At 74.5% G+C, this 22,245-nt stretch carries 19 protein-coding genes, 1 tRNA gene and 1 pseudogene; 14 read left to right on the top strand and 7 right to left on the bottom strand.

Annotated features, from left to right (window positions below; genetic code table 11):
• Window positions 1–10 precede the first annotated feature (10 nt).
• The 3 genes and pseudogenes from manB to IE332_RS01475 form a co-directional block, all read left to right on the top strand.
• Window positions 11–1,084: pseudogene (gene manB / locus IE332_RS01485) on the top strand (mannose-1-phosphate guanylyltransferase); the annotation flags it as partial.
• Window positions 1,085–1,324: 240 nt separating this feature from the next.
• Window positions 1,325–2,338, top strand: a complete 1,014-nt coding sequence (locus IE332_RS01480; RefSeq protein ID WP_189913190.1) for a Yip1 family protein — start codon at window positions 1,325–1,327, stop codon at window positions 2,336–2,338.
• A gap of 86 nt (window positions 2,339–2,424) precedes the next feature.
• Window positions 2,425–3,315 carry an alanyl-tRNA editing protein gene (locus tag IE332_RS01475; RefSeq protein ID WP_189913189.1) on the top strand — a complete coding sequence of 297 codons (891 nt, stop codon included), beginning with the start codon at window positions 2,425–2,427 and terminating at the stop codon, window positions 3,313–3,315.
• Between the two features lie 76 nt (window positions 3,316–3,391).
• Here the strand turns inward: IE332_RS01475 and dcd are convergent, their stop codons facing one another.
• Both dcd and IE332_RS01465 read right to left on the bottom strand, forming a co-directional pair.
• Window positions 3,392–3,967: a dCTP deaminase gene (dcd, locus tag IE332_RS01470; RefSeq protein WP_189913188.1), complete on the bottom strand. Its 576-nt coding sequence runs from the start codon at window positions 3,965–3,967 to the stop codon at window positions 3,392–3,394.
• Between the two features lie 71 nt (window positions 3,968–4,038).
• A complete protein-coding gene (locus IE332_RS01465; protein ID WP_189913187.1) occupies window positions 4,039–4,260 on the bottom strand; it encodes a hypothetical protein in 222 nt (73 codons plus the stop codon).
• A 275-nt stretch (window positions 4,261–4,535) separates the two neighbouring features.
• Between IE332_RS01465 and IE332_RS01460 the strand changes: the two genes are divergently transcribed.
• Both IE332_RS01460 and IE332_RS41730 read left to right on the top strand, forming a co-directional pair.
• Window positions 4,536–4,609: transfer RNA gene (locus tag IE332_RS01460), tRNA-Gly, on the top strand.
• Between the two features lie 255 nt (window positions 4,610–4,864).
• Entirely contained in the window at window positions 4,865–6,997 is a 2,133-nt protein-coding gene (locus tag IE332_RS41730) for a tetratricopeptide repeat protein (RefSeq protein ID WP_189913186.1), read from the top strand.
• Here the strand turns inward: IE332_RS41730 and IE332_RS01450 are convergent.
• Window positions 6,948–8,285, bottom strand: a complete 1,338-nt coding sequence (locus IE332_RS01450) for a CDP-glycerol glycerophosphotransferase family protein (protein ID WP_308437511.1) — start codon at window positions 8,283–8,285, stop codon at window positions 6,948–6,950. The genes IE332_RS41730 and IE332_RS01450 overlap by 50 nt on opposite strands.
• Window positions 8,286–8,887: 602 nt before the next feature.
• On the opposite strand from IE332_RS01450, the gene IE332_RS01445 reads away from it, so the two are divergent.
• Window positions 8,888–9,271, top strand: a complete 384-nt coding sequence (locus IE332_RS01445; RefSeq protein WP_229928210.1) for an ACT domain-containing protein — start codon at window positions 8,888–8,890, stop codon at window positions 9,269–9,271.
• Between the two features lie 111 nt (window positions 9,272–9,382).
• Complete coding sequence (locus IE332_RS01440) at window positions 9,383–10,519, top strand: M20 family metallopeptidase (protein ID WP_189913184.1); 1,137 nt, start codon at window positions 9,383–9,385, stop codon at window positions 10,517–10,519.
• Between the two features lie 139 nt (window positions 10,520–10,658).
• On the opposite strand, the gene IE332_RS01435 is transcribed toward IE332_RS01440, so the two are convergent.
• Window positions 10,659–11,774 (bottom strand): nucleotide disphospho-sugar-binding domain-containing protein, encoded by a 1,116-nt coding sequence (locus IE332_RS01435; protein ID WP_189913183.1) that lies wholly within the window; start codon window positions 11,772–11,774, stop codon window positions 10,659–10,661.
• A 227-nt stretch (window positions 11,775–12,001) separates the two neighbouring features.
• Window positions 12,002–12,784, bottom strand: a complete 783-nt coding sequence (locus IE332_RS01430; RefSeq protein ID WP_189913182.1) for an alpha/beta fold hydrolase — start codon at window positions 12,782–12,784, stop codon at window positions 12,002–12,004.
• Window positions 12,785–13,110: 326 nt separating this feature from the next.
• Here IE332_RS01430 and IE332_RS01425 point away from each other — a divergent pair, with 326 nt between their 5' ends.
• Complete coding sequence (locus IE332_RS01425; protein ID WP_189913181.1) at window positions 13,111–13,590, top strand: hypothetical protein; 480 nt, start codon at window positions 13,111–13,113, stop codon at window positions 13,588–13,590.
• A 527-nt stretch (window positions 13,591–14,117) separates the two neighbouring features.
• On the opposite strand, the gene IE332_RS01420 is transcribed toward IE332_RS01425, so the two are convergent.
• Together IE332_RS01420 and IE332_RS01415 are read right to left on the bottom strand one after the other, a co-directional pair.
• Window positions 14,118–14,750: a response regulator gene (locus IE332_RS01420; protein WP_189913180.1), complete on the bottom strand. Its 633-nt coding sequence runs from the start codon at window positions 14,748–14,750 to the stop codon at window positions 14,118–14,120.
• A gap of 149 nt (window positions 14,751–14,899) precedes the next feature.
• The gene (locus IE332_RS01415; protein ID WP_229928209.1) at window positions 14,900–16,117 is read right to left on the bottom strand and encodes a sensor histidine kinase; all 1,218 of its coding nucleotides are present in this window, start codon (window positions 16,115–16,117) and stop codon (window positions 14,900–14,902) included.
• Between the two features lie 342 nt (window positions 16,118–16,459).
• Between IE332_RS01415 and IE332_RS01410 the strand changes: the two genes are divergently transcribed.
• The 6 genes from IE332_RS01410 (at window position 16,460) to IE332_RS01385 (ending at window position 22,156) form a co-directional block, all read left to right on the top strand.
• Complete coding sequence (locus IE332_RS01410) at window positions 16,460–17,020, top strand: GlcG/HbpS family heme-binding protein (RefSeq protein ID WP_189913179.1); 561 nt, start codon at window positions 16,460–16,462, stop codon at window positions 17,018–17,020.
• Between the two features lie 187 nt (window positions 17,021–17,207).
• The gene (locus IE332_RS01405) at window positions 17,208–17,633 is read left to right on the top strand and encodes a YunG family protein (RefSeq protein ID WP_189913178.1); all 426 of its coding nucleotides are present in this window, start codon (window positions 17,208–17,210) and stop codon (window positions 17,631–17,633) included.
• Between the two features lie 74 nt (window positions 17,634–17,707).
• Window positions 17,708–18,622 (top strand): NAD(P)-dependent oxidoreductase, encoded by a 915-nt coding sequence (locus tag IE332_RS01400; RefSeq protein WP_229928208.1) that lies wholly within the window; start codon window positions 17,708–17,710, stop codon window positions 18,620–18,622.
• Window positions 18,623–18,781: 159 nt separating this feature from the next.
• Entirely contained in the window at window positions 18,782–19,360 is a 579-nt protein-coding gene (locus IE332_RS01395) for an NAD(P)H-dependent oxidoreductase (RefSeq protein ID WP_189913177.1), read from the top strand.
• 300 nt (window positions 19,361–19,660) lie between these two features.
• A complete protein-coding gene (locus IE332_RS01390; RefSeq protein WP_189913176.1) occupies window positions 19,661–20,791 on the top strand; it encodes an LPXTG cell wall anchor domain-containing protein in 1,131 nt (376 codons plus the stop codon).
• 138 nt (window positions 20,792–20,929) lie between these two features.
• The gene (locus IE332_RS01385) at window positions 20,930–22,156 is read left to right on the top strand and encodes a hypothetical protein (RefSeq protein ID WP_373313662.1); all 1,227 of its coding nucleotides are present in this window, start codon (window positions 20,930–20,932) and stop codon (window positions 22,154–22,156) included.
• The last annotated feature ends 89 nt before the right edge of the window (window positions 22,157–22,245 follow it).

Genomic DNA, 22,245 nt, shown 5'->3' with positions numbered 1-22,245 from the left:
AGCGCAGACCATGACCGAGGCGATCATGCTGGTCGGTGGTAAGGGCACGCGACTGCGTCCGCTGACCACCCACACCCCCAAGCCGATGCTGCCGGTGGCAGGCGTCCCGTTCATCGCGCACCAGCTGGCCCGTGCGGCCGCCGCCGGCGTCACCCGCGTCGTGCTGGCCACCTCCTACCTGGCCGAGGTGTTCGAGGACCACTTCCAGGACGGCACCCCGTACGGCATCGAGCTGGTCTACCTGACCGAGCGCGAGCCGCTGGGCACCGGCGGGGCCATCCGCAACGCCGCCTCCGGCCTGACCTGCGGCCCGGACGAGCCGGTCCTGGTCTTCAACGGCGACATCCTCTCCGGTGTCGACATCGCCGCCCTGCGCGACGGCCACGTGGCCGCCGGGGCCGACGTCACCCTGCACCTCACCCGGGTCGAGGACCCGCGCGCCTTCGGCCTCGTCCCGACCGACGGGAACGGGCGGGTGCTGGAGTTCCTGGAGAAGCCGGAGACCCCGGAGCAGATCGTCACCGACCAGATCAACGCCGGCTGCTACGTCTTCACCCGCTCCGTGATCGACCGCATCCCGGCCGGCCGCGAGGTGTCCGTCGAGCGCGAGACCTTCCCCGAGCTGCTGGCCACCGGGGCCCTGCTGCGCGGCGTGGTGGACACCTCGTACTGGCTGGACCTCGGCACCCCGGCCGCCTTCGTCCGCGGCTCGGCCGACCTGGTGCTCGGCAAGGTCGACTCCCCGGCCGTCCCCGGCCCGACCGGCGACGCCCTGCTGCTGCCCGGCGCCACCGTCCACCCGGGCGCGGTGCTCAGCGGCGGCACCGTGGTCTCCGCGGACGCGGTCGTCGAGGCCGGCGCGATCGTCGAGGCCAGCGTGATCCTGCCCGGCGCGGTCATCGGCCCGGACAGCCTGGTCAAGGACTCGATCGTCGGCGCCTACGCCAGCATCGGCGACCGCTCGGCGCTGGACGGCGCGGTGATCGGCGACGGCGCGATCGTGGAGTCCGACAACGAGCTGCCGAACGGCATCCGGATCGCCTGCGGCACGCTGCTGCCGGTCGGCGCCGTCCGCACCTCGGCCGGCCCGGGCGGCTGCCCGGCCGGCACCAGCGCGGCGGCGGCCGTGCACGGGCCGTCGGTCACCGCTCAGCGGTAGCGCCCGGCGGAGTCGGAGGCCCCGGCGGAGTCGGCGGACCACGGAGCACCCGCTCCGTGTCGCTCCGGGGCGGCTTTCGGCCCCGTTCGTCTCAGGCTGGCTGCAAACCGGCCCCGGCTTCGTCCGGGGCCGACGCGGGTTGGGCCGGACGGGTACCTTCGGACCGTGGCTGGTAATCGATACGACAGCGGTCAGGGCGCCGACCGTCCGCACGGCGGATGGTCGCCCCCTCCGCCGCCGCCGGCGGGGGTGCCCGGGGGGCACGGGCAGACGGACGGGCCGGAGTACTTCACGGCCCCGCACCCGGGAGCCGCCGGCGCGCCGGGGGGACCGGCCGGCGACGGGTACGACCCGTACGCGGCCGACCGGCCGGGCAGCACCCGCGCCTTCCCGACGGGCGACCCGTACGCGGGCGGCGGCGGGCAGGGGTACTACGACCAGGGCCAGTACCCGGACCAGGGGCAGTACCCGGACCAGGGCCAGTACGGGCAGTACCCGCCGGACGGCTACGGCCGGCAGCCGCCGTACGAGCAGCCGTACGAGCAACAGCCCTACGAGCAGCAGCAGCCGCCGTACGGCCAGGACAACGTCGCCGTCTACCGGGCGGGCGGCCAGTCCTCCCCGCACGTGGCCGGCGCCCGGCCGCAGTGGCGCGAGCTGTTCGTCGGCCTCTTCCGCAGCCCGACCGCGATGTTCGACCGCACCCGCGACCACCAGGTCTGGCTGCCCGCCGTCACCGTCTCGCTGCTGTACGGCGCGCTCGCGGTGCTCGGCATCGGGCTGACCCACGACGACATCGTCAACTCCACCTTCACCGTGGCGCTGACCGGCATCGTCGCCGCCGCCATCGGCTTCACCGTGGCCGGCGCGCTGTTCGGCGCGGTCACCTACGGGCTGGCCCGCCAGCTGGGCGGCGACGGCCCGTGGAAGTCCACCGTCGGCCTGGCCGCGCTGATCGGCTGGCTGACCGACGCCCCCCGGCTGCTGCTCGACCTGGTGCTGCCCTCCGGCAGCCTCGTCGTCCAGGTCGTCGGCTGGGCCACCTGGGGGCTCTGCGCGTTCCTGCTGACCAGCATGGTCCGGCGGCTGCACGACCTGCCCTGGGGCAAGGCCGCCGCCGCCTCGGCGCTGCAGCTGCTCGCCCTGCTGGTGCTGATCAAGCTGCCGACACTGGGCTAACCGGCGGAGGGCAGAATGGTGGACGGGCGGCGGCCGAGCGCCGCGGCCCGTCCACCCTCGTCGTCCCACGTCCACCGGAGCCAGGCATGACCCTCCCCACCACCCACGTCAGCTTCCCGGCCGGGGCGGTGACCGGCGAGTCCCCGGTGCTCGCGGTGCACCCGCTGGCCGACGGCCGGTACGCCGTCGTGACCGGGGCGACCCCGTTCCACCCGCTCGACCACACCTGGCCCGACCAGCCCGCCGACCACGGCACCCTCACCGTCGACGGCACCGAGCTGGCCGTGGTGGACTGCCTGACCGGCGCCGTCGGCCCGGCCGACGACGCACTGCTGGTCGGCGCCGACATCCCGGTCCGGCGCGGCGACGAGGAGTGGTCCTGGCTGGTCCTGCACGTCCTCGACACCGACCCCGGCGCCATCGTCGGCCGCACCGCGGAGCTCGCCGTGGACGCCACCCGCCGGGGCGCCCTCAGCGCCTCGCACAGCGGCTGCCACCTGCTCGCCCTCGCCCTCAACGCCGCGCTCGCCCCGCGCTGGCGCAAGGACCCGGGCCGCTCGGACGCCTTCGGCAACCCGGACTTCGACAGCCTCGCGATGGCGAGCTCGGTGATGGACACCGAGGCCAGCACCGACACCTACCGGCTCGGCAAGTCGCTCAAGAAGAAGGGCTTCACTGCGGACGCCACCGAGGAGTTCCCTGCCCTGGCCGACGCCCTGCCCGCCCTCACCGAGGACGTCAACGCCCGGCTCGCCGCCTGGGTCGCCGCCGACGCCCCGGTCCGCATCGAGGTGCCCGGCCCCGAGCTCACCGCCCGCCGCCAGTGGCACTGCGAGCTGCCCGAGGGCGGCGCGCAGATCTTCTGCGGCGGCACCCACCTGCACCACCTCGGCGAGCTGGCCGAGCTGCGCACCGAGCTGCGGCTGTCCGAGGACGGCACCGAGCTGGTCGCCGTCACCAGCCCGAAGCGGGCCTGAGAACGCCGCGGGCGGCCGCCCCCCGTCGGTGGGGGGACGGCCGCCCGGCTGCGTGCGGCTCCGCGGGTCCCGCGGCTCAGACCTGGCTGCGGTGGAAGTTCAGGTACGAACGGGACGGCGTCGGGCCGCGCTGGCCCTGGTAGCGCGAGCCGTAGCGCTCCGAGCCGTACGGGTGCTCCGACGGCGAGGAGAGACGGAACAGGCAGAGCTGCCCGATCTTCATGCCCGGGTACAGCTTGATCGGCAGCGTCGCGACGTTCGACAGCTCCAGCGTCACGTGGCCGCTGAAGCCGGGGTCGATGAAGCCGGCCGTGGAGTGGGTGAGCAGGCCCAGCCGGCCCAGGCTCGACTTGCCCTCCAGCCGGGAGGCCACGTCCTCGGGCAGCGTGATGACCTCGTACGTCGAGGCCAGCACGAACTCACCCGGGTGCAGGATGAACGCGTCGTCGCCCTCCGGCTCGACCAGCCGGGTCAGGTCCGGCTGCTCCTCGGAGGGGTCGATGTGGGGGTACTTGTGGTTCTCGAACACGCGGAAGAAGCGGTCGAGGCGCACGTCGATACTCGACGGCTGGACCATCGCCGGGTCGAACGGGTCGATGGAGACCCGGCCCAGGTCGATTTCGGTCCGGATGTCCTTGTCAGAGAGCAGCACGCTTCGAGGTTACGTGCATGAAAGGGCCCCGGACGAATCCGCCCGGGGCCCGGCTACCCGTCCGCCCGCCGTCAGGCCAGGAACTCCGCGGCCTCCAGCCGCATCGCCCGCTCCAGTTGCGGCTCCGACAGCTCCCCGACGTCGGCCAGCACCGAGCTCCGCAGCCGTCCGCACTGCGGACAGCGGATCAACCGCCCGGGGCCGAGCCGGCCCGGACCGAGGTTCTGCATCGGGAACGTGGTGGTGCTGAACAGGTGCCCCTCGGCACAACGAACGACGGCGCGCTGCTCCATCGATCCCCTTCCCATCCCTAACCCAGTACTCACCCGTACTCAGACGCCCCGGCGGCCGAGCCCCGGGACAGCGTCACATTAGGGGATGTTCCGGACATTCCTCAGGTGGCTCGCCGCCCCGACCCCACCCGCCGGAGCACTCGTACGCGGCCCACACAGTACGCCTCCGCACCCGCCCCCACCCCGCACCGCCGCGCACCCGAACCCCTTGTGCAACCACCGTCTCGAATGGGGTACAGTGACACTGGATCGAGCGGTCTCTGACGGCTCGTCAAGCGGGCGTAGTTTAATGGTAGAACATGAGCTTCCCAAGCTTAGAGCGCGAGTTCGATTCTCGTCGCCCGCTCCAGTGGTAAAGCCCCAGGTCAACGACCTGGGGCTTTCGCGTTCTCCGGACCGATCCACCCCCACCGTGCCGGAAGGCCGTCGGTGCGGCGGCGAGTCCGGGCATTCCGGCCGGCGAATTCAGGCCCGTGTCAGGGGTGGTGTTCTCCGTTTCCGGTGGCGCTCGAGGCCCTTCGACGGCTTGCCGCGGCAGGCTACCGTTGGGCCGGATGCAACAGGCTGGGGCATTGGCGGACATCTGCCCCACGGAGGACCGGGGGTGGGTGCGGTGGATCCGTTGTCGTTGTCGATGGTGACGGCTTTCCTGGGCGCGGCCGGCGCGGGGATGGCCAACGAGGCGGGGAAGCGGGCCTGGGAGACGGTGGGCGGGCTGGTGGCCCGGGCGGTGGGGCGGGAGGTGCCGGCGCCGGTCGGGCAGGCCGAGCGGGAGTCGGTGGCGGGGCTGCTCGTGGCGGAGGCGATGCGCAGCCCCGAGCAGGCGAGGGCGCTCGCCGCCGTGATGAGCGGGAAGGGCGCCGGCGGGGCGGCGGCGCACGGGGTGCCGCGGCTGCTGCCGGCTTCGGCCCGCTTCTTCACCGACCGGAAGGGCCCGCTGACGCTGCTGGACCGGGAGGCGGACCGCAAGCCCGACGGTCTGCCGAAGGTGGCCGTTCTGCACGGTCCGGCGGGGATCGGTACCAGTGCCCTCGCCTTCCACTGGGGAGGCCGCGAGGCCGGCCGGTTCCCGGACGGGACCCTGTACACGGATCTCCGGGGCGGCTCGGCGAGCACCGCTCCGACGGCCGCGACGGTTCTGCGGCACTTCCTGCTGCGCCTGGGCGTACCCGCGGAGTACGTTCCGCCCGCCGCGGAGGACCGGGTCGACCTCTTCCGCTCCCTGCTCGCCAACCGGCGGCTGCTGGTCGTCCTCGACCACGCGCAGTCGGCGGCCCAGGTCAAACCGCTGATCACGGCGGCGCCCGGGGTGTTCACCCTGATCGTCGCCCGTCGTCCGCTCACCGGCCTGGACGCCGTCACCATCCCCGTCGGCCCGTTGTCCGACCGGGACGCCAAGCGGCTGCTGGCCGACCTGGCGGGGCGGCCGGCCATGGCCACGGCCCGTGCCGCGCTCCCCTCGGTGCTGGAGCGGTGCGCCGGCTCCCCGTTCGCCCTGCGAGCGATGGCCCCGCAGCTGGCGACGGGGTCGCTCGGCGGTGACGGTCCGGCGAATGCCCTGCCTCCGGTGCGGGCCGTCGCCGAGGAGGCCTACCGGCGTCTCGGCGTGGAGGCGGCGAGGATCTACCGGCTCGGGGCGCTGCGACCGTGGTCCTCGCTGACCGCGGCCGTGGTGGCGGCGACGGCCGAGGTCCCGGAGGAAGAGGCGGAGCGGACGCTGGCCGAACTGGCGGAGCTCCAGCTGCTGGAGGGCACCGGGGACGGCCGCTACCGGTACCGGCCGGCGGTGCGCGCGCACGCGGAGGAGGCCGCGGCCCGCGAGGACGGCCTGGCGGGGTGCGCCGCGGCCGTGACCCGCGCGGTGGACTGGTACCTGCGGTTCGCCGTCCGCGCCGACTACGCGGCGCTGAAGGAACGTTGGCACCTCGGCCCGCTGTACGCCGAGCTGGGTCCGGGCCCGTACGAGGACGAGGGCGCGGCCGTCGCCGCGCTGGTCGCCGAGGCGGGCAACCTGGTCGAAGCCGTGCTCGCCGCCGAGGAGTTCGGCCGGTTCGACACGGTCTGCCAGACCGTCGAGGCGCTCTGGGCGGTGCAGCTCAAGGCCGGCTGCCACGACGCTCTGCTGCCCGCGCTGCGGGCCGGGGCCCGTACCGCCGCCCGGCACTGCCCGGGTACCCGGACGGCCGGCCGGATGCACACTCAACTGGCCTTCGCCCTGATGGAGTTGCGGCAGGACGAGGAGGCCGAACGCGAACTGCTGACGGCCGCGGACGACGAGGCCCGGGCCGGGCACGCGCGCGGCCGGGCGACGGCGGTCGAGTCGCTGGGCCTGCTGCGGCTGCGCCAGTGGCGCTTCCGGTCGGCCCTGGAGTGCTTCGAGGAGGCGGACGGGCTGCTGGACGGGATCGGTCCGGCCGACGACGGCGCCGCCGATGTGCCGCGGGCCCGTGCGCTGCTGCACCGGCACCGGGGGCGGGCGCTGCGAGGCCTCGGCCGGTTCGACGACGCTGAGCAACGGCTCGCCACGGCACGGGAGTTCTTCCGCGACAGCGGCGAGCGCTACAACACCGCCCGGGTGCTGACGGATCTCGCGGAGCTCCACCTCGACGCGGCCGACCACACCGGGGCGCTGCCCCTGATCGACGAGGCCGTCGCGCTGCTGAGCCGGGAGAACGCCACCGTCCACCTCACCTACCTGGCCGGGCTGCGCGCCCAGTGCCTTCCCGGGCAACCGTGACGCGGACCCGCGCGAGGCGGGTGCCGGTCCTGACGGTCAGGGTGGAGGGCGCCGGCGCCTTCGCGGGGCCGGTGTGCAGCCGTGCGAGCAGCGCCGAGGCGTGGACGGCCGGGTCCCCGGCGGTGTCGGAGGTCAGCCGGCACCGCAGTCCGTCGCGGTGCAGCACCTCGCACTCGCGGGGGCCGGTGACGTAGACGGCGAGCGAGGCGGAACGGTACCGGTCGAGCACCTCGGCCGCCCACGCGTGGGGCGAGCCGAACCGGGGGTCGTCGGCCTCGCCGTACCGGAGGATGACGTCGGCCGACTCCAGCACACCGGGATCGAGGGTGTCCTCGTGCACCGCGAGGTGGCTCTCGCCCTCGGCGTCGTCGGGTTCGTACCGGGGCTCGGCGAAGCGCAGGACGGCGATGGTGCCGTCCGCGGTGGTGCGGGTGAGGACACGCAGGGGCGCGGTGCGGAGCGGCGGTTCGTACGGCGGCAGCGGCAGCGGGTCGAGCACCGCAGGGGCGGCCGGCTCGGTGATGCCGATCATCCGGTAGAAGAGGCCGCGCAGCAGGGCCGCCGACCGTCCCGGGACCGAGCTGGTCAGCGTGGCCGGCCCGTCGAGGGGGAGGTGTTCGGCCAGCAGCTTGTCCAGCTGGGGCGGCAGCGCGCCGTACGGATCGAGGCGGGGCGCCGATCGGACGAACGCCGCGACGGGTGACTCCGCCCCGAGGGCCCCCGGATCGGTGGCGCCCAGCAGTACGGGCGTGCCGCAGGCGGCGGCGTAGTAGCTGACGGAACCGAAGTCGCCCAGGACGACGTCCGCGGCGATCAGGGCCTGGCGCCAGCCTTCGAGCGGGTCGACGAGGGCGAGGCCGGCCCGACGGGCCCTGTCCAGCCAGAGGCGGATCTGGCCGGGGCCGTGGCCGTGCCAGACGTTCGGGTGGAGGACGGCTGCCACCCGGTACTCGTCGGCGGGGAGCTCGGACGTCAGCCGGGGCAGCAGGAGCGGGAGGACGTCCTCGGGGCCGGAGTCACCGAAGAGCGAGGTCGGATTCCAGGTGGAGTTCAGCAGGACGAGGCGCTGCCCGGGACGCACCCCCAGGGCCCGCCGGTACCGGTCGCGGTGGTGCCGGGCGGCCAGGATGCGGTCGAAGCAGGGATCGCCGGCCAGTACGGCGGTCGGCACCGCCGCGGGGCAGGACTCGGCGAGCCGGCCGATCTGCTCGGGGTGGGAGAAGACCATGGCGTCCGCGATCGGGACGCCTTCGGCGGTGAGGATCCACTCGGGTCCGAGCCCGAACACGGCTTCCGGCTTCCGGCTTCCGGCTTCCGGCTTCCGGCTTCCGGCTTCCGGCTTCGCCAGCCTTTTATTGTATCCGACACCATGCGAGAGGACTGTCAACTTGCCTTTGATGCGGTCGAGTTGGCCGCCGAAGCTCGCCGATATCGCCAGGTCCACGGGAACCGTGAGGGCCTGGTCCCACGGCAGGACCGGGACGCCCGTCGAAGCCAGCAGCTCCGCCACGCCCGACTGGAACGGCGACGAGCCGGTGCAGGTCGCCAGTACCTGTACGCGCAGATCATCGCGGAACAGCGGAAGCACATCGAGCAACCGCGTCGCCGCCGTCACGTTGTGGACGACCAGCAGGACCCGTCGACACCGTCCGCGGGTGGCCCATCGGGCCGCATCGGGCCCCACCGGTACGCGAACCCAGTGCTTCAGGTCCTCGACCACCTCTGCCACCCCAGCCCTTCCGCTTCGAGGCCTCTGCGGCCACCCTTTCCGATCTTGGAGTCGGAAGTGCCAACGTATCGTGAGGAGGGATGAAGCCCCGGCTGTCCTGCCTCCGGAGCCCTGAGGGCTGCGCGCGTTCTCGGTCGAGCCGGCGGTCCTACGATCGGCGGGTGACCACAGCGACCACCACGCAGCATCTGCGCGTACTCCCGGAAGTGTTCTGTGTCGAGCGGCCGGCCGACGAGGCCGCGGCCCTGGCGGCGCGGTGGATCGCGCTGGTCCGGGCGCCCGAGGGGGTGACCGTGGTTCGGGAGGCGGACGAGCGGACGGACGGTGCGTCCGTCGAGCGGTGGAAGGCGCTGTACGGCGGTGACACCGCCCATGTGCTCGACCTGCCGGGGATGCTGGCCGGGCTCCTCGGGCCGCTGGCGGGTGCCGGGGTGCCGGTGTTCGTGGCGTCCACGTACGACGCGGACCTGGTGCTGGTGCCCGCGGGGCGGCTCGCCGACGCGGTGGCCGCGCTCAGGGCGGCCGGCCACCGGGTCGACGGGTAGGCGGGTAGACGAGCGGGCCGCCCCCCCGGGGGATTCGGTCCGGGGGCGATCGGGTTCGATGGGGGGCGTCCTTCGCCCGGCCGCGGGCGGCTCGCCCCGTGAGTCCGGGAGATGACGTTGCACAGGAGTTCCGCCCCGCAGGTCGACGCGATGCTCGACGACCTGCGCAGGCTCGTCGAGACCGAGTCCCCGTCCCGCGATCTGGTCGCCCTGCGGGCGTCCGCGGAGGCCGTCGCCGCGGTGATCGAGGGCCGGCTGGGCGGGCGGGCCGTCCTGGTGGAGAGCGAGGCGGGGCCGCACGTCCACTGGTCGGGCGGCGGTGAGCCCCGGGTGCTGGTGCTCGGCCACCACGACACGGTGTTCCCGCTCGGCACGCTCGCCCGGCGGCCGTTCCTGGTGGAGCACGGCCGGGCGACCGGACCGGGCGTCTTCGACATGCTCGGCGGCCTGGTGCAGGCCGTGCACGGGCTGGCGGCGCTGGAGGACACCGGCGGGGTGGAGATCCTGGTGACCGCGGACGAGGAGGTCGGCTCGGGCTCCTCGCGGGCGCTGATCGAGGAGCGGGCCCGGGCCTGTGGCGCGGTGCTGGTGTTCGAGGGCGCGGGTGAGGGCGGCGCGCTGAAGACGGGCCGCAAGGGCTGCGGGACCTTCGAGGTGTCGGTCCGGGGGCGGGCGGCGCACGCCGGTCTGGAGCCCGAGGCGGGGGTCAACGCGCTGGTCGAGGCGGCGCACCAGGTGCTGGACCTCGCGGCGCTGAGCCGGCCGGAGGCCGGGACGACGGTGACGCCGACCATGGCCTCGGCGGGGACCACCGACAACGTGGTGCCGGCGGAGGCGACGGTGACGGTCGACGTCCGGGTCGAGTCGGCCGAGGAGAAGGAGCGGATCGAGACCGCGTTCGCGCGTCTGCGCCCGCACCTCGACGGGGCCGAGATCGCGGTCCGGGGCGCGGTGGGCCGGCCGCCGATGCCGGAGTCGGCGTCGGCGGAGCTGTTCGGGCTGGCGCGCCGGCTGCGGCCGGACCTCGCGGGCACGGCGGTCGGCGGTGGCAGCGACGGCAACTTCACCGCCGCCCTGGGCATACCGACGCTCGACGGGCTGGGCGCGGTCGGCGGCGGCGCCCACGCCGACCACGAGTACCTGCTGGTCGACGCGATGGTGCCGCGGGCACGCCTGGTGACCGGACTGGTGGAGGCGATCCGGGCCGGGGCCGGCCGGGCGCTCCCGCCCGAGGGCGGCTTCCGCTGACGGCACGTAACAGCACGTAACGGCACGGACGGTTCGGAAGCGCGCGAAGGCCCGGCCGCCCCCCGGCGGTCGGGCCGTCCCGTACGGGTCTGGCCGCGGGTTCAGCCGCGCCTTCAGCAGCTCAGCGGGTTCAGCGGGTTCAGCGGGTGACGAGCGCTTCGAGGGTGGGGACGAGGGCGGTCGGGGCGGGGAGGGCGTCGTTCTCCGACCGGAGGCGCCGGGCGGCGTCGCGGAGGCCGGGGTCGGTGAGCAGGCGGTCGAGGAGCGGGGTGTCGACGGCGTCGGAGGCGGAGCTCAGGGCGGCGCCGCTCGCGGTGATGGCGTCGGAGTTGATGAAGTGGTCCGCGCCCTGGGGCAGGAGCAGCTGGGGCAGGCCCGCCTGGAGGGCGGTCAGCATGGTGCCCGAGCCGCCGTGGTGGATCAACACGTCGGCGCGGCCGAGCAGTTCGTTGAGCGGGACCCAGGGCAGGCCGCGGACGTTGGCGGGCAGGGTGCCGAGCGGGGCGAGGTCGGCGCCGCCGACGGCGAGCAGGAACTCCGCGTCGACCTCGGCGGCCGCCTCGACCAGGCGGACGACGGCCCGGACGCCGTCGAGTTCGGCGAGGACGGTGCCCAGGGTGACGACGGCCCGCGGGCGGTCGGCGGGGCGGAGGAACTCGGTCGGGACGATGCCGCCGCCGTTGTAGGGGACGTAGCGCATCGGCAGGCCGTCCGGGTCGCCGCCGAGCGGGCCGACGTTGAGCGCGGTGGAGGGGGCCGGGCCGCTCAGGCCGTGCCGCTCGTAGACATCGGTGAAGTGGGAGGCGATCAGGTCGCCCATGGGGAGGCCGGCGCTGACCCCGAAGTTGTTGATCACCGACGGGATCTTGAGCAGGGTCGCCACCAGCGGCCCGGCGGCCTGGAAGGAGTCGTGGACGATCAGGTCCGCGCCCCAGTCGGTGGCGGCCGCCAGCAGTCCGTCGACGGAGGGACGGGAGGCGTGCGCGAAGATCGAGGCCGCCATGTCGAAGATCTCGTCCTGCGACCTGTTCGGGGCGACGTACTCGATCTTGCCTTCGAGGCGCTCCTCGAAGAGCTCCCGCAGGCCCCGGCCGTCGCCGATCTCGACGATCGGGAAGCCCGCGCTGCGGAGCTGGTCGAGCGGCTGCCCGCAGGCGAACAGGACCTCGTGCCCGGCGGCGCGCAGCGCCTGGGCCGTCGGCACCATCGGGAAGAGGTGGCCGGCCGCGGCGGGGCCGGTGAAGAGTATGCGCATGGTCTACTCCTTGCCATTCAGGCTGACGAAGCAGTCTCACCTTGCAAGTTGATGTTCAGTCAATTTCATTCCGAACACCATGCGCGGTAATCGGCCGTTTTGAACAGGGACTTGTTACCCGGGCGGCGGTGTGCTCCGACCCCCGCTTCCGCCCTCCGCTTCCGCCGCCCGTCATCGCCCCTCACCGGCTCTCCTCGGCCCGCCGTCGGCTGCCCGCGGCCCGTCGTTCAGGCGGCGTCGAGGAACTCCCGGACGGTCCTGGTGAAGGCCGCGGTCTCCTCGGCGAGCACGATGTGGCCGGTGTCGAACTCGGCGTAGACGCTGCCGGGGAGGGCGGCGTGCAGGCGCCGGGCGTTCCGGACCGGGACGGTGGCGTCCTGGGTGCAGCCGATCACCAGGGCCGGGGCCTGGACGCGGGGGAGCAGCGGGGTCAGGTCCAGGCTGAGGTCGAGGGCGATGTGCCGCAGGGTGCCGGGAGTTGGCTGCATGTAGGCGGTGTTGGCCTCGACGGCGGCGCGCCCGATGTGGTCCAGGAAGCCGCTGCTGAAGGCGGTGAGGGTGGCGTAGCCGCCGAAGGCGCTCGGGTGCTCGGCGAGCGAGAGCCAGGTGGCCATGGACAGCCGTAGGTACTCGTCCTGTTCGGCGCTGATCCATCCGGCGGCGGCGACCAGGCGGCGGACCTGGTCGGGGCGCTGGGCGGCGGCCGCGGTGGCGACGACGGCGCCGAGCGAGAAGCCGAAGACGTCGGCGGGGCCGCGGCCGGCGTCGTCGATCACGGCGTTGACCTGGGTGGCGAGGGTCTCCAGGGTGAGCGGGGCGCCGTCGTCCTCGGCGGCCTCGCTGCCGGAGAGGTCGGGCAGCAGCACGGTGTAGCGGTCGGTGAAGGAGTCCAGCAGGGCGTCCCACATGCCGGAGCCGGGGCCGGTGCCGTGGACCAGGACGAGGGTGTCGGGGCCGTCGCCGACGACGCGGTAGGGGATGCGGGCGGTGCCGACGGTGATGGTGGGCATGGCGGGGTCCTCTCGAAGGCGGTGGTGGGCCGGTCCGGCGGGCTGTTCCCGTCGGCGGCACAAGAAGTAAACTACACAGTGCAGAGCACTGATTCAACTGCACCGTGCAGTGCAATTTGAGGGGTGGAAACGGTGGAGGGTGGAACTGTCCGTACCCGTCCGCCGTCCAAGCAGTGATGGAATCCCAGCCCGGGTTGAACGCCGGGAGGAGTACGGAGGGCCCTGTGCAGTCAGGTGGTGCCGAACTCAACGTCGGCTGCCCGGGTGGCCGCCCCGACGGTGCGCCGGTCGCGCCCGCCCCGCGGTGGCCGGGGCTGGACCCCGGAGTGACGATCGATCAACTCGACGCCGCCGAACGCTGCGAGACGCTGCTCCGGGACACCGTGGACGCCATCGACCCCGCGCCGGCCTGGCAGGAGGCGGCGCCCCGGGCGGGTGCGCGGCTGTCGCCACCGGGGAAGGGGGCGGCGGTGCTCTGGTACGTGACCCTGGGACGGGACGTCCTCACCGTCGTCTCGCTGCCCCGGCGGGCGGCGCTGGTGGGCGTGGTGGAACGGCACTGGCGGCGGTGCGGCTGGACGATCACCGCGCTGAACGCCGACCGCGAGCGCCCGGGAGTCGCCGCGATCACCCGGGACGGCTACCGACTGGCGCTGCGCTTCGGGGAGTTGGGCGAGGCCGGGCTGACCGCGAGCTCACCCGGGGTGGCCCGCTCGGAGCGGAGCCCGGTGCCGGCGGGGTCGGGTGTCCGGGCCCCGGCGCCGCTGCCGTCCGTCTGCTGCCCGTACTGGAGCGCGTTGGCGTAGGCCCGTCCGGGCGGCGTGCCGGGTGGAACCCCGGAAGGCGGAAGGCGGAAGGGGTCGGGGGAGGCGTGGAGCGAGTCCCCCCGGACTCGCTCCACGCCACCCTCGTCGCGCGGCTCGGCGTTGCCGCTCCCCCCGACACCCCGGCAGCCCCGCCGTTCCCCCCTGGCAGCACCCTCCGGCGAGAGCGGTCCGCACAGGCCCCGGCGAGCCCCCACCCCCGGGGACGTCGTTGACCTCACGCTAACAAACCGCGTGGTTGGTTTGTCAATAGTGAAATCCACGAAACATCCACATTGTGATGGCCGGCCCGGACCGGCTCGAAACGCTCCGGACCAGGCGGTTGTGGACCCCCGGCGGCCTCCGGCGGCCCGGTCCGCGCACCTTCGGCCGGGCCGGGCAGCCGGCACTCGCCGCCTTGGAACCAGGCATTCCGAGCATCATGACAGCACGCAGCGACACCGCGCGAACGCCCAGCGCAGCCGTCCGTCGGCGGACGGGCACGGGCGGGGAGGCGCGTCGCGGCCGGCTCAGCGCAGCAGCCGGCGTTCCTTCGCCACCGCCACCGCGCCCGACCGGGTGTCCACGCCCAACTTGTCGTAGATCCGCCCGAGATGGGTCTTCACCGTGGCCTCGCTGATGAACAGCGCCCGCGCGATCTCGCGGTTGCCCAGGCCCTGCGCCAGCTGTTCGAGGATGTCCTGCTCGCGCTCGGTGAGCTGCGGCGAGGGCGCCCGCATCTGCGCCATCACCCGGGAGGCCACCGGCGGCGAGAGCACCGTCCGGCCCTGCGCGGCCGCGTGCACGGCGGCGAACAGCTCCTCCGGCCGCTCGGCCTTCAGCAGGTAGCCGGTGGCGCCGGCGGCGATCGCCCGGGTGATGTCGGCGTCGGTGTCGTACGTGGTGAGCACCAGGACGTGCGGCCCGCCCGGCTCGGCGGTGATCCGCCGGGTGGCCTCCACGCCGTCGATGCCGTCCCCGAGTTGAAGGTCCATCAGCACCACCTGGGGGGTCAGTCGGGCGGCCAGCGCGACGGCCTCCTCCCCGGTGCTGGCCTCGCCGACCACCTCGATGTCGCCCGCGCTGGCGAGCAGCGCCAGCAGTCCGGCCCGGACCACCGCGTGGTCGTCGCAGACCAGCAGTCGGACGGGGGTCGCGTTCATCGGTGCTCCACGTTCATCGGGGCTGCGGGCTCATCGGTGCTGCGGGCTCATCGGTGCTGCGGGTTCGCGGGTACCGCTCGTTCACGGGTACCGCTCGCTCATCGGTGCTGCGGGTCCGCGGGTACCGCTCGTTCACGGGTACCGCTCGCTCATCGGTGCTCCAGGGGGATCGCGGCCGAGACGACGGTGCCCTCGCCGGGCGTGCTCTCCACGGTCAGGGTGCCACCCAGCTGCCGCAGCCGGGCGCGCATCGCGGGCAGCCCGTACCCGCGCCCGCCGCCGGTGCCCGCGGCCGCCGGGTCGAAGCCCAGCCCGTCGTCCGCGATGTCCAGCACCGCCTGGTCGCCGAGGAAGGACAGCGTGATCGCCGCGGCCGACGCCCCGGCGTGCTCGCGGACGTTGGCCAGCGCGCCCTGGGCGATCCGCAGCAGGGCGGACTGCGTGGCGGTGGGCAGCGGGACGGGCGTGCCGTCCAGGTGGAAGCGGACCGGCAGCCCGCTCTCGGCGGACTCCCGCCCGGCCAGCGCCCGCAGCGCCTGGTCGAGCGTCCGGCCGTCGGCGAGTTCGGCCGGTGCGAGGTCGTGGACGAAGCGCCGGGCCTCGGCGAGGTTGCGGGCGGCCACCTCGGCGGCGGTGCGGACGTGGGCGCGGGCGGTCGTCGGGGCGGTGTCCCAGGTGCGCTCGGCGGCCTGCAGCAGCATCTGCTGGCTGGACAGGCCCTGCGCCAGGGTGTCGTGGATCTCCATCGCCAGCCGGGCGCGCTCGGCCAGGGTGCCCTCCCGCCGTTCGGTGGCGGCGAGTTCGCGCCGGGTGCGGACCAGGTCGGCGATCAGCGCGCGCTGCCGGGCGGCCTGCCGGGCCATGAAGAGGAAGACGCCGGTGGCGAGCGCCGCCACCGCGGGCGGCAGCAGGACGAGCGTGGCGTCCGCCCCGCCGGGCAGCCGGATCTCGGCGATCACCACCAGCAGGGTCAGGGCGCCCACCAGTGGGATCGCCGCCTTCGCGGGCAGCGCCCGCAGCGCGGTGTAGATCAGCGGGACGGCGCACCAGGCGAAGCTCGGCGCGAGCAGCACCAGCACCACCCAGAGCACCACCACCAGGGCCAGGGGCCAGCGGCGGCGCCGGCCCGAGGCGGTCGGCCGGTGGTGGTCGAGCCAGGAGCCGGCCGGCTGGGCGAGGGCCAGGGCGGCGCTCAGCCCGATCACCCAGGGGGCCTGGGAGTTGCCGGAGTGGTGGGTGAGGTAGCGGTTGAGCGAGGCGGCGAGCAGCACCACGAAGGCGGAGTCCAGCAGCACCGCCAGCCGGCCGGCGTCCGGGTCCCCGGCGTCGCGGCCGAGGTCGGGGCCTGCGGGGCGGGACTGTGGCACGGGTGGCTCCTGGTCGGACGGGCGGTGCGCGGGCGGCGCGGGCGCACCCGGGTGCCGGGTCCGCGGGCGAGCGGCGGGCCTGCGGACGGGGTGGGCCCGGATGCGAGCGGTGGACCCGCGCCGACCTGCGCCGATTCCTCGATGGTGACCCGTCCGGCCCGGTCCCGCATCAGCCGATCGGTTGACGCCGCCGTCCTCCATCATGCCCAAACGCTCGCGCCGGACCGTCGATGTGGCGGGCGGGTCCCCGGACGGAGGATCGGAACGTGCCGCCGGACGCCCCCCGGCCCGGCGGCCCCCGAAACCCCGCACCACCCCGCAGACCCGTCGAGGAGCTTGACCATGAAGAAGACCTCCGTGCGCACCCGGGTGCTGACCGGCACCGTCGCCGCCGCCGCGATCGCCGCCGCCACCGTGGGCGCCGTCTCGGCCAGCGCCGAGACCACCGACACCCCGGCCGCCCCGGCCGCGGTGAAGGTCGACACCCAGAACAAGAACCTCGCCCAGAGCACCGGCCTGACCATCGACGCCGCCACCCGCGCCGCCCAGGCCGCCCTGGACGCGGCGACCAAGGCCGGCCAGCACGTCTCGGTCGCGGTCGTCGACCGCGACGGCGTCACCCGGGTGCTGCTGAAGGGCGACGGCGCCGGCCCGCAGGCCCCGGAGTCGGCCGAGCGCAAGGCTTTCACCGCGGTGTCCTGGAACGCGCCGACCTCGGAGCTGGCCAAGCGGCTCGCCCAGGCCCCGAACCTGAAGGACATCCCGGGCACGCTGTTCCTGGCCGGCGGCGCCCCGGTGCAGTCCAAGGGCGCTCCGGTCGCGGCGATCGGTGTCGCGGGCGCGCCCAGCGGCGACCTGGACGAGCAGTTCGCGCAGGCCGGCGTCGCCGCCCTGGCGAAGTGACGCCCCTGCCTCGCCGCCCCGCCGTCCCGTCGGCGGGGTGACGGGTGCCCCCGGCCGGCCGGGGCCGTTCGACCGGCCGGGTGCGTTTGACTCGATCGGGTGAACGCCGGGAGGGTCACCGCAGAACACGGGGTGACCCTTCGAAAAGCCGCTGCCGCTGTCAGTGCCGCGTGGCAGGCTCTCCGGTATGACGGCGTGGACCCTCAACGACATCGAACGTGCGATCCGCTCCTCCTGGGGTGTCGACACCTGTGCGCCCGAGGATCTGGCCCATTGGCGTCCCGACAATCCCGCCCGCGGCCAGTGCGGGGTGACGGCGATGGTGGTGCACGACCTGCTCGGCGGCGAGTTGATGATGGGCGAGGTGTACGTCGACGGGGTCCGTACGGACCTGCACTGGTGGAACCGCTTCGCCACCGGCTTCGAGATCGACCTCACCCGCGAGCAGTTCGGGCCGGACGAACTGGTCGGCCCCGGCCGCCCGGTCGCCCGCCCGGCCCGTCCGGGCCGGCTGCAGGCGCAGTACGAGCTGCTGCGCGGCCGGGTGGTCGCCGAGCTGGAGCGCGGCGCCGCCGCCAACCGTGGCCGGATGCCCGCCCGCGCCTGCGCCTGAGCCCGAGCTGCCCACGGGCCCCGAGCTGCCCACGGGCCCCGGGCGGTTCGCCTCCTGACGTACAGTCGGCCGCAGTGATCGACGACGGCGACGGGAGTGGGCGGATGACCGGGACGACGGTCGGCTTCGTGGGACTGGGCGCGATGGGACGGGGCATGGCCGGCAGCCTGCTGCGGGCCGGTCACGCCGTACGGGTCTGGAACCGCTCGCCCGAGCCGGTGGCCGCGCTGGTGGCCGAGGGCGCGGAGGCGGCCGGCTCGCTCGCCGAGGTGTTCGCCGCCGACACGGTGGTCTCGATGCTCGCCAACGACGACGCGGTCGAGCGGCTGCTGCTCGACCCCGCCCTGCTGACCGGCGCGGCGGCGAGCCTGCACGTCAACATGGCCACCGTCTCGCTCGCGATCGCCGAGCGGGCCGAGGCGCTGCACGCCGAGCACGGCATCGGCTACGTCGCCGCGCCCGTCCTCGGCCGGCCGCCGGTCGCGGCGGAGGGCCGGCTGAACATCCTGGCCGCGGGCGGCGCCGACCTGCTGGCCAGGGCGGAGCCGCTGTTCGCCGCCATGGGGCAGCGCACCTGGCACTTCGGCGAGAGCCCCCGGCAGGCCAACACCGCCAAGATCAGCACCAACTTCCTGCTGGCCTGCGCGATCGAGTCGATGGCCGAGGCGTGCAGCCTGGCCGAGGCCAACGGGGTCCGGCCGACCGACCTGATCGAGATGCTCACCGGCACGCTCTTCCCCGGGCCGGTCTACTCGGGCTACGGCGCGATGGTGGCCGAGCGCCGCTACGAGCCGGCCGGCTTCCGGCTGCCGCTCGGGCTCAAGGACGTCGGCCTCGCCCTGGACGCGGGGGCGGCCCGCCACGTGCCGCTGCCGTTCGGCAGCATCCTGCGGGACGCCTTCCTGGACGCGCTGGCGCACGGCGACGGGGACAAGGACTGGGCGGCGGTCGCCGCCGTCGCCCGCCGCCGGGCCGGACTGCCGGACTGACCGGCGGCCGGCCTGCGGCTGCGGGCCCGGAACCGACCGGCCTGCGGCTGCGGGCCCGGGCGCGGAGCTGACGGGCCCGGAACCGACGCCCCCGGAATAACCGGTGCGCCGCGGAGGCTCGTACCTCCGTCCGCACCACGTGACCCGGGGGAGTTTCCGATGACCGACCAGCCGTCCGGCGCCGAGGCGCCGCGCCGTTTCCTGTTCCTCGACGCCAGCGCGCGCACCGGCGGCAACTCCGCCCGGCTGGCGCGGCTGGCCGCCGAGGCGAGCCTGCCGGATGGGGCCGAGCAGCGCTGGCTGCGGCTCGAAGAGCACCCGCTGCCGCCGCACCGGGACCGGCGGCACGTCGGCGACGGCCGCACCCCCGAGCCGGTCGGCCACGAGCGGACCCTGCTGGACGCCACCCTGGCCGCCACCGACCTGGTCTTCGTCGCGCCGCTGTACTGGTACACCCTGCCGACCAGTGCCAAGCTCTACCTCGACCACTGGTCGGCCTGGCTGCGGGTGCCCGGGCTGGACTTCCGGGCCCGGATGGGCGGCGCCACGCTGTGGAGCGTCACCGCCCTGAGCGGCGCCGAGTCCACGGCCGAGCCGCTGATCGGCACGCTCCGGCTGACCGCCGAGTACATGGGGATGCGCTGGGGCGGCGCGCTGCTCGGCAACGGCACCCGCCCGGGGGACGTGCTGCGCGACGAGCGGGCGCTGGTCGCGGCCAAGTCCTTCTTCGCCGGCTGAGCCCCCGCCGGCGGCGGTGCCCGGGCACCGCCGCCAGCGGCGCGTGCGGTACGGTCGTCCGGACGTGTACCCGTCACTCTGTGGTCATCATTTGGCAAAGCGCAAAAGCCTTACCGATGGACGGAGTTGGACGAACCGGACGGCCCTTCGCCAAGTCTTGGGCACAGTGCGCCACCCGCCTTCCGGAGCGGCCGGATCGTTCGGTACTCTCCGTCGCACTTTCAGCTTCGCGGGGGGCGGGGCGTCCGCGGCCACCCTCCCGCGCCCGGGCCTCGCCCGGAAACGTCCGTGAGGTCTCCCTTGTCCATACGTCGCACTCTCGCCCTCGCCGGTGCCGCCGCGCTCGCGTCCTCGCTCGTGCTGGCCGGCGCCCAGGGCGCCGTGGCCGTCGGCACCACCGGATCCCCGTCCGCCGCCGCGCCGGCCGAGAAGGCGGGCCACCAGGCCATCGACCTCTCGGTGCACGGGGTTCCCGGCACCTTCTTCGCCGGTGGTGACGCCCGCGAGTTCACCTACCGGATCGACAACTCGACGAAGACCGACTTCGTCGCCTACCCGCTGCTGAAGTTCAAGAACAAGGCCGGCTCGCTGCAGTCGAAGGACCTCAAGGTCGAGTTCCAGCTGCCGGCCGGCCTGCCCGGCGGCGGCACTTGGAAGACCGCCGTGGTCGCCCCCGGTGGCGGCGACGGCGACGACAGCGCCGTGCTGCTGTTCCTCGGCGACGTGACCGACGGCAACGCCGGTGACGGCGCGCTGCTCTTCATCGCCCAGGGCAAGCGCGTCGACATCAAGATCCGCGCCTCCTTCACCAAGGACGCCCCGCTGGGCAAGGCCGGTGTCGTCCCGGTGGTCTACTCCGCCGACGCCAACGACCAGGACGACCACGGCCACTTCAGCTGTGACGGCATCAAGGGCGCGGGCTTCACCATCAAGGCGGGCGGCGGCAAGCCCACTCCGACCCCCACCCCGACCAAGACCGGCAAGCCGAGCCCGACCGGGAGCAGCTCGCCGACGACCGCGCCGACGACGCCCACCACCCAGCCGACGACGCCGACCACCGCGCCGACCACGCCGTCGACCGCGCCGACGACGCCGACCACCCAGCCGACGACCCCGTCGACCGCGCCGACGACGGCCGCGCCGACCACCGGCCCGGCCTCGCCGTCCACGCCGCCCGCCGGCGACAGCAGCAGCGACGCCCCGCAGCCGATCGACTTCCCGGTGCAGCCCCCGACCGTGACCCCGCCGAAGATCACCCCGGGCGGCGTCAGCAAGGCCAAGACCGCCGCCGACAACGCGGACAAGTCCCTGGCCCAGACCGGTGGCGGTGACGACACCACCGCGATCGCGGCCGTCGGCGGCGCCGTCCTGGTGGCCGGTGTCGGCACCCTCGTGGTGCTGCGCCGCCGCAAGTCCGGCCAGCACAGCTGACCTGGGGGAAGCGGTTCCCGGGTACCCCCGGGCCGCCCGCACCGTCCACCGGACGGCCACGCGGGCGGCACGGGCGGTACTCCTCCGTCACATAGGATGTCCGGCCGGAGGGGGGCGGAACCGGCGGGGAGAGGACAGGTGCGGGAAGTACGCACGGCACGGACCACCACCGATTACGAGGCGGCGACCGGGCGCATCGCGGGACTGCCGTTCCGCAGGCACCACGTCCTGCTGGCCGCGTGGACGGTGCTCTGGTTCTTCCTGGTCGAGCCGAGCGGCGGCTTCTCCTGGCATTACCTGCGCCAGGGCGAGCAGCTGCTCTTCAGCGGTCAGTCCGACGGTGGCCTGTCGCTCTACGCCCACCACCCGGAGCTGCAGATCGGCCCGGTCAGCCTGGCCGCGGCCAGACTCACCGCCCCGTTCTCGCCGCACACCGGCCAGCTGGTCGCCGAGGCGGCGAGCGCCGCGCTCGGCCTGGTGATGCTGGTCGTGGTCGGCCGCACCGCGGCCCTCTACTACCTGGGCACCGGCACCAACCACCGCCGGCTCCAGCAGCGCCTGCTGATCGCCGGACTGGCCTTCATCCCGATGTGGGTCGAGGTGTCGGTCCGCTTCGCGCACCTGGACGACGTCCTCGCGCTGTTCTTCACCACCCTCGCCGCGCACGCCCTGGCCCGCGGCAAGCCCACCCAGGTCGCGGTGTTCCTGGCCCTGGCGGTGGACTCCAAGCCCTGGGCGATCGCCTTCGCCCCGCTGGTCCTGGCACTGCCCCGACGCGACTGGCTGCGCACCGCGCTCTGGTTCGCCGTCCTGGTGGCGGTCGCCTGGCTGCCGTTCTACCTGGGCAACCTGGACACCATGGCGGCCGCCAAGTTCACCATCCCCAACCAGCCGGCCTCCGCGCTGCGCTGGTTCGGGGTGACCGACCCGGCGACCCCCTGGTGGGACCGTCCGACCCAGTTCGCGCTCGGCCTCGGCCTCGGCAGCATCGCCGTCTGGCGCGGCCGCTGGCCGGCCGTGGTGCTGCTCGGCGCGGACGCCCGGATCCTGCTCGACCCGAGCGTCTACACGTACTACACGGCCTCGATCCTGCTCGGCACCCTGCTCTGGGACGCGGTCGGGCAGAAGCGGCTCGTACCGTGGTGGAGCTGGATCGCGCTGGCCGCGCTGTACGGCGGCACGCTGCTCCTCCCGTCCGACTCGGCCCGCGGCTTCGTCCGGCTCGCCTTCGTGGTGGTCTCCGCCGCGTACGTGCTCTTCTGGCCCACCCAGCAGCCCCGGCGGCCGCGCTCCGGCGGGCCGGGCGAGGGCGGGCGCCGGGCGGCCCGGCGGCGCGAGCGGGTGCTGGTCGGCGCCGACGCCTGAGCGGTGGGCCGCCCGAGGGGCGGCTGCACCGTTCCGGCCGCCGTCCGGCACGACGGCTTGACCCTCACGCGACGTGAGAGCCGAGGGTG

Source organism: Kitasatospora xanthocidica (genome assembly GCF_014656195.1).
In the GTDB taxonomy this organism is placed as follows: domain Bacteria; phylum Actinomycetota; class Actinomycetes; order Streptomycetales; family Streptomycetaceae; genus Kitasatospora; species Kitasatospora xanthocidica.
The sequence above is the reverse complement of the archived record's forward strand: the minus strand, read 5'-3'. Positions and strand labels throughout refer to the sequence as shown.

Bases quoted from the DNA above. Each gene is read 5' to 3' on its own strand.
- IE332_RS01475 (WP_189913189.1), top strand. From the start codon at position 2,425: ATGACCCTCCCCACCACCCACGTCAGCTTCCCGGCCGGGGCGGTGACC.
- IE332_RS01465 (WP_189913187.1), bottom strand. From the start codon at position 4,260: ATGGAGCAGCGCGCCGTCGTTCGTTGTGCCGAGGGGCACCTGTTCAGC.
- IE332_RS01440 (WP_189913184.1), top strand. From the start codon at position 9,383: ATGACGTTGCACAGGAGTTCCGCCCCGCAGGTCGACGCGATGCTCGAC.
- IE332_RS01435 (WP_189913183.1), bottom strand. From the start codon at position 11,774: ATGCGCATACTCTTCACCGGCCCCGCCGCGGCCGGCCACCTCTTCCCG.
- IE332_RS01430 (WP_189913182.1), bottom strand. From the start codon at position 12,784: ATGCCCACCATCACCGTCGGCACCGCCCGCATCCCCTACCGCGTCGTC.
- IE332_RS01420 (WP_189913180.1), bottom strand. From the start codon at position 14,750: ATGAACGCGACCCCCGTCCGACTGCTGGTCTGCGACGACCACGCGGTG.
- IE332_RS01410 (WP_189913179.1), top strand. From the start codon at position 16,460: ATGAAGAAGACCTCCGTGCGCACCCGGGTGCTGACCGGCACCGTCGCC.
- IE332_RS01405 (WP_189913178.1), top strand. From the start codon at position 17,208: ATGACGGCGTGGACCCTCAACGACATCGAACGTGCGATCCGCTCCTCC.
- IE332_RS01395 (WP_189913177.1), top strand. From the start codon at position 18,782: ATGACCGACCAGCCGTCCGGCGCCGAGGCGCCGCGCCGTTTCCTGTTC.